Origin of the sequence: Indolivaga macrotermitis (assembly GCF_900128985.1) — a bacterium.
GTDB classification, from domain to species: domain Bacteria; phylum Bacteroidota; class Bacteroidia; order Bacteroidales; family Dysgonomonadaceae; genus Dysgonomonas_A; species Dysgonomonas_A macrotermitis.
On sequence record NZ_FQUC01000032.1, the window covers coordinates 1 to 7362 of the forward strand.

The following is a 7362-nucleotide window of genomic DNA, read 5'->3' on the forward strand; positions in this document are numbered from 1 at the left end:
AAAAAGTGGTCCGCTACTTTGGTATAATGAAAAAGTTCGTAATTTTACAGATTTAGTTTTATCCGATGCGCATCTCTCTCTCTCTCTCTCTCTCTCTCTCTCTCTCTCTCTCTCTCTAATACTTTAGCGCATACGACAAAATCTAAAATGTTAAATCTTAGATTCTCTATAGGATTTTTATAGATATGCCTTTGAAACATTTTTTGATTTATTCGCTGAGTATGTCATTTTCGACTACAAATATAGGAGTAAATTTGATAAAACAAAAAAGAACTGATAAAAAAGTTTCTTTTTTGTTCTTGTGAAATGTTAAAATGTAGTTGTAATTTGTTTATAACCAATGTTCTCAGCCACATCTACATCAGAGGTACGGGCATGGAAAGAAATCTCTGTAAGAATAACAGCCATTTGGCAGAGAAACCAATAAAACCAATATGAACTTCGGAAAGCAGGCTTACCCCGGACTGTAGAATTATATATCAGATGATTATTCAGGCTACACTATAAATTATTTTTAAAATACAGCAAAGTGCAATCTCTGCACCTTGCTGCCCTATGTTGGTTTTACGCTCAGGAAGTTGTTAGGTATAAATATATTAAACACAATAAAACAACGTCTTTACACAACACAACTTGCCATACCAACATTTATAGGAAAAAATATATAATATAATTAACCGGATATATCTAAACTAATGTTCTATTTGACAGTGTTTTATAATGACTCAATTATTATATAAGTATGGCCTAGCCCCCCCCATAAAGCAACATCTGGAGAACTTCCATGTATTTTCATAACTCGAAAATCAATAATATCGCCTGCGTTTAGGCTAACTAATCCCATAACAAAATTACTTTGGTCCATTCCTGTATCTGTCACTGAAACAAAACCCGGATCTTGAAAAAAGACTCCATTTTTGAAAACATATACTCTTGGATTACCGCCAACTTCTGTAGATTGAAAATAGATATTAAAAGCTACTCTATAGATACCTGTCACAGGTGCCACATACTGCTGATTAGTTGTATCCCATCCGTATGTATTTCCATAAATATCTTTAGCTTTATCGAATAATACATTTGTAAAGAAATTGATTTTTACATTGGCGCCTCCCAGTGTACCTGTATAAATAGTTGTTCCCCCATCTCCAGTTACCATCGTCTGATACTGCACAGCTCCAGATACCCAAACCGCATTTCCTTGAGTGTCAGAAGTCAATACTTTTCCAGATGATGCTCCATTAGGTAAGTGTAATCCGGTATTGGCACCTGTTGTGGATATTGATATTTTATTACTTGGTGTATTTGTACCTACCCCTACATTACCGGTTACCAGCAGATTGTTATTCACAGTAGCAACTCCAGCTACCCCTAATGTACTCGATAGGGAAGTAGCACCGGTTACAGCAAGTGTATTGGATAGAGTAGCAGCACCGGTAACCCCTAAAGTGCCGCCAACGGTTTCGTTACCCACTACCGTTGAACTGGCAACGCGGGAGTTCCCCGTTATATTACTCGTACCAGTAACCTGAAACTTATACGAATCAGCAGTATTGGACCCTATAGCCACACTTCCAGTCTGATAAATATTCTGCGCATTAGTCGAAGCAAGGGTTGTACCCCCTTGTACCAGCCAAGGCTCGGTTGTCGCAGTAGTCGGCAAAGCAGTCCAGGTTCCTTTACCCGAAGCATCCGACATCAGAAAATTGCTAGCCGCCGCACCATTACCAGCTAAAGTAAAACTTCCAGTAGAAGCTATAGTCGTAGCACCAGCTACCCCTAATGTGCTCGATAGGGAAGTAGCACCGGTCACAGCTAGTGTATTGGAGAGAGTAGCAGCACCGGTAACCCCCAAAGTACCGCCAACCGTTTCGTTACCCACTACCGTCGAACTGGCAACGCGGGAGTTCCCCGTTATATTACTCGTACCAGTAACCTGAAACTTATACGAATCGGCAGTATTAGACCCTATAGCCACACTACCCGTCTGATAAATATTCTGCGCATTAGTCGAAGCAAGGGTTGTACCCCCTTGTACCAGCCAAGGCTCGGTTGTCGCAGTAGTCGGCAAAGCAGTCCAGGTTCCTTTACCCGAAGCATCCGACATCAGAAAATTACTAGCCGCCGCACCATTACCAGCTAAAGTAAAACTTCCAGTAGAAGCTATAGTCGTAGCACCAGCTACCCCTAATGTACTCGATAAAGTCGTAGCGCCGGTAACCCCTAAAGTACCGCCAACCGTTTCATTCCCGGTAACCGTCGAACTACCAACGCGGGAGTTCCCCGTTACATTACTTGTACCATTAACATACAAAGTTTCCGTAGCCGCCGTCCCCGTCTGAGCAGCCCCTATAACCACCTTTCCAGTCTGATAGATATTCTGAGTATTGGCCGTGGCTTCAGACGTACCGCCCTGTACTCGCCAGGGTTCGGTCGGTATCGCCGGTGTATTATAAAAAAAAGGCTGCCATATTGTACCATCAAAATAATAATATCCAACAGCCGTAATCTTATTAGTCTTAGTCGTCAGAGTACCACTCAAATCGGTCACATATACAATACCCCCTCTCTGAGTAGAAGTATATTGAGCATCTTTACTGATGAGCTGTGCCCTAGTCAGGTTAGGAGCAATAATCCCTTCAGGAGTAGTACCGTTCAGAGACAGGGGAGTCACATGCAAGCTAGCTTGAGGATCGTCCGTATTGACTCCCACTTGAGCCTTTAGGGACATTATTCCTAAAGAGCATAATATTAATAAATAGATTTTTTTATTTTTCATTGCTTTTTAATTCTAAATTGTTGTTATAAAGAGTAATTTTTTAGGGATAAAAAAATACAGCAAAGTGCAACCACTGCACCCTGCTGTCTTAGGTTGCTGGCTTGCGTGCAGGCAGTTGTTCGGATAAGACTCGAAAAACAACAACAAAAACAACAACGACTCAACCCGGCACAATCTGCCCAGCCAACATGCTTTATTGAATGATATACTAAATGTGTTGTATGAAATAAATGAATGAAAAGTGCTATATGCACAAAAAATAGCACCGAATACACTAAAAAGTGTGTCGCTGCCTAAATATAACGAAAAAGTTCGTAGCTTTACGGGTTTTGCTTTATTTAAATGCGTCTCTCTCTCTCTCTCTCTCTCTCTCTCTCTCTCTCTCTAATATTTTAGCGCATACAACCAAATCCAAAACGTTAAATCTTGGATTATCTATAGGATTTTTATAGATGTGCCCTCGAAACATATTATTTGCTTTATGCGTTCGATATGTTATTTTCGCTGTAAATGTAAACAATAATTTTTATAGGACAAAAAAACTAATAAAAAAATCTTTTTTTTCTTGCTTGTGATATGTTAAACAAATATCGAAAATTACTTATAACCGATGTTCTCAGCCACTTCTACATCAGAGATACGGGCATGGAAAGAAATCTCTGTAAGAATAACAGCCATTTGGCAGAGAAACCAATAAAACCAATATGAACATCGGAAAGCAGGCTTAACCCGGACTGTAGAATTATATATCAGATGATTGTTCAGGCTACTCTATAAATTATTTTTAAAATACAGCAAAGTGCAATCTCTGCACCTTGCTGCCCTATGTTGGTTTTACGCTCAGGAAGTTGTTAGGTATAAATATATTAAACACAATAAAACAACGTCTTTACACAACACAACTTGCCATACCAACATTTATAGGAAAAAATATATAATATAATCAACCGGTCACCAGAAAAATAAGGAACACGATATTCAGTATTGTAATAAGAATTCCATAACACCATAATATAACTGATGTAATAGGCCTTCATTATCATTTTAATAATTCGCTGATCTTCGCGAAACGTCCCCGGATAATACCCTCCTTATCAACCAAGATAAAAGTAGGCGTACCCACTATCCCGTAGTTACGGAAGTTTTCGCTGTTAAATCCGCGTTGGTCATATACCCAGTCTTTCCACGGGAATCCAGTCGAAGACGATTCAAAGACCTCTCTCTCCATATCAGCCGAAATAGAAACTACACGGATATCATTAGACTCGAGCATCCAGTATTTTTCTTTCAGATCATGAAGCTCCTTATGGCAATTCCCACAACCCGTTTCGTAAAATAGCAGCAAGCTGTTTTTCGGTATAATGCTCACCTTATCATTCAGTTGAAGAGCAGGAGCAGGCATACCGTTCAAAGGTATAGTCAGATACTCCCTACCCAAATCCAGAAGTAAATTATCTTTACCATATTTAGAAAAGATACTGATCAGGCTCTGGATGAGTTCGCGTTGTACCGGCAGGTCTTCTTTACAACGGTCGAGCATCCTGCGGGACGAAGATAAGAGCAGGCTGTCATCGTTGCGGCATGTCTGAAACCATGTATCGCAAGCCAGAGACCAGTAGCCGCTCGTATATAAAGTGCGGAAATCAAGTTCGTCAACCAGAAAACGATGCTGCTCATTTAAAACCGAATCAGGAGAAATGTTTACAGCACTTCCGACCCCGGATAAACAATTCAACAATTCCAGAATACGAGCAGAATAGTAGTCGCTCCGGCGAATAGAATCCCGAAAAGAAACATATCTTCCGGATAAAATCTCCGTATCAGCCAATGCCCTGTCATATAGCGAATCGCCTTTCTGCCGGATACTCAAACCCGACATGGCATAATAATACGCCTGAAGGAGGCTAGCCTGTTCGGATAGGGTAGAGGTCAGATATGTATTTTCGCTGGATATCGCCATCAGTTTATTATCCATATCCGTAGATCCCGCCGGTTCGTTGATCAGTACAGGCTCTCCATTAATCACTATACCCAGCCGTTTAGGAGTGGTTGGGATTGTCAGAACTCCAACTCCCCGGTACGACGAGTACCGCTCGGGCAGGCTAAAACGGGCATGTCCTTTCTCATCAAATCGTCCGGTCTTTACCGTATCCTGTCCGGTACCGTAATTCAAACAGAAAATATACTGCCAGTAACGGCAAGCCGGTAAATCCAATGTTATTTCCTGGGCAACGGAAAGCAAGGGTATAAATAGATAAAACAGGACAAGTACTCTTGATTTGGTTCTCATAAAATACTCTATTTGTATATTTGTATCCGGCTATTTTGTATATGCTAGCAACTGTTATTTTATGAATTCTTGATACAACGCACTGAATAGCCGTAGGCACGGTAGATACTGGCTGCCGGATTCACGGAAACATCGTTAAAGAACAGGAAATAGGAATTTGTTGTGATAATAGTACTGCTCCAGTAGCTCCCTTGGGTTCCCTGGCTGTATAGCTGTCCACTCGTGTTGCTGCGATAACCAGCCGTAGGCAAAAATAAGGTAGTCGTAATACCATCAGGTTTTATTTCATAACCCCTGCTATAATTAGAGGATGTTCCGTTATACCAGACCCAGGTATTGGCTGTTGAGGAAACTGAGCTTCCCGAAATCATACCGCCTCTATAAATCTCCCCCCACTCGTCTTGCGAAGGTAAGCGCCAGGCGGTGTTGGAGTTGGTACAGGCGACAGAATTATTTTGAGTATCAGTTCCGTTATGCCAGAATTCCTGATAACTTCCGTTTGTATTATAATGGGCGCAAGGGTCATTCTGGATAAAACGGCCTGAACGCCACAGGTCGGCAAGATCGCCTGTATACCAGCTATAGGGAGAAGGTGGGGCATAAATAAACTTCCCGTAATAAGACGAGTTTTGAGCAATCTGCTGGAGAGGTCTGTAGTTATCAGATGTTGAGCAACGATTTCCGTTTGCATATGCAGGCGGACTTGCAGCGGTATAAGCCATATTGTTTAGAGCCGGGTTTGTCTTTTCATGTCCGTCTGCTATACGGCCCCATTGAAAGAGACTTCCCCAGACATTTTCCTCTCCCGAGATATAAAGGTGTTGGCTGGCAGCCCCGTTGTTATTATTTGTAAAGGCTCCTACATTATAGTCCTTCTGTTCTTGGATAGTAATGCCATTTTGTGCCCCCAGATTGAAACACATAAAACTAATCCACTCGCCCAAATTATTTTTAGCACCGCAGCCGACAGCAACCTCGGCTATTGAAGATTCGAGACGGGCTCCGAATGAGCTTTGTGCAACACAGTAAAAACGATAGTAGCCGGTATTATCTGCATCGAGGGTGCTGCCCTTTAGTGCACCAGTGGGGCTGAAACTGGATGTCTGTGCTCCGGTACCGCTTATGGCCGGGGCAGTACCCACCGGTGTAGCTATACGTACATGGATATTGTTCCCTGTGATCTGGTACCATTGGTAAGTCCATGTACCCAGACCCGATACATTGAAAACCAACGGCGTAAGGCTTTCCGTTCCCTTTTCATAGAACGTGAAAGCTGCCGGTTGACCTGTTATGGAAGAGGTAGCCGGATCGGTTTGGGATGTCTGCCAGTTTTCGCCGTTCCAGATATAAACGGCAGGATAGAATACCCCGGCATCCGATATATTGTAAACCATAAGACCTGCCAGACGGTACTTCAGATCCGTTGAAGTAAACTCAGGGTCGGTGGTTGACAGGAAAGGTTCGAGGGTATTAACATTGACCAGCTTTACTTTGGGCAACAAAAAACCGCCTTTTGTTGATGTTACATTGTTATTGTCGACCGTACTTGTTATAGTGGCTGTGCTTTGCTGGGTCTTTAATTCCAGCAGAGTACCTGTCAGGTGCGGAATCTTTGAACCTACAACCACGTTTCCCGTTTGGTAGATACTGTCGGTATTGCTTGTTGCCGGAATTGTTGTACCCTGAATCATCCATGGTCCCAGAGAGCTCATGTTACGCCAGTAAGTACCATCAAAATAATAGTAATCGGTACTTGTAACATACTTAGTTTTCTCCGAGGCTGTGCCGTCTATCGTCGTAATATATACCGCTGCTCCCTTGTGGACTGAGCCGTATAGCGCATCTTTCGATTTCAACTGTGCACGTGTCAGGTTGGGGAAGATAATCCCTTCGGGGGTGGTACCGTCCAGTGTCTGTGGTATCACATGCAAACTGGCTTTAGGATCATCCGTATTGACTCCCACTTGAGCCTTTAAGGACATTATGCTTAAAGAGCATAATATTAATAAATAAATTTTTTTATTTTTCATTGCTTTTTAATTCTAAATTGTTGTTATAAAAGAGTAATTTTTTAGGGATAGAAAAATACAGCAAAGTGCAATCCCTGCACCCTGCTGTCTTAATATTTCGGCTTGCACGCAGGCTATTGTTCGGATAAGACTCGAAAAACAACAAAAACAACAACGACTCAACCCGGCACAACCTGCCCAGCCAACGTGTAATAAAAAAGTAAATATATGAATGAAAGTTAACGGACACACAAAAAAGTGATCCGTCATTTGGGTATAACAGA

3 protein-coding genes are annotated in these 7362 nt (G+C 41.9%); all 3 read right to left on the reverse strand.

Annotated elements, in window-relative coordinates; genetic code table 11:
* Positions 1–715: 715 nt before the first annotated feature.
* Complete coding sequence (locus BUC12_RS19465) at positions 716–2779, reverse strand: beta strand repeat-containing protein (RefSeq protein WP_073357354.1); 2064 nt, start codon at positions 2777–2779, stop codon at positions 716–718.
* A gap of 1039 nt (positions 2780–3818) precedes the next feature.
* Positions 3819–5069 (reverse strand): peroxiredoxin family protein, encoded by a 1251-nt coding sequence (locus BUC12_RS19470; RefSeq protein ID WP_062184963.1) that lies wholly within the window; start codon positions 5067–5069, stop codon positions 3819–3821.
* A 59-nt stretch (positions 5070–5128) separates the two neighbouring features.
* Entirely contained in the window at positions 5129–7099 is a 1971-nt protein-coding gene (locus BUC12_RS19475) for a fibrobacter succinogenes major paralogous domain-containing protein (RefSeq protein ID WP_082141957.1), read from the reverse strand.
* Positions 7100–7362: the final 263 nt, after the last annotated feature.

Excerpts from the sequence above, each read along its gene's own strand:
- BUC12_RS19475 (WP_082141957.1), bottom strand. The coding sequence starts at position 7,099 with ATGAAAAATAAAAAAATTTATTTATTAATATTATGCTCTTTAAGCATA.
- BUC12_RS19465 (WP_073357354.1), bottom strand. The coding sequence starts at position 2,779 with ATGAAAAATAAAAAAATCTATTTATTAATATTATGCTCTTTAGGAATA.
- BUC12_RS19470 (WP_062184963.1), bottom strand. The coding sequence starts at position 5,069 with ATGAGAACCAAATCAAGAGTACTTGTCCTGTTTTATCTATTTATACCC.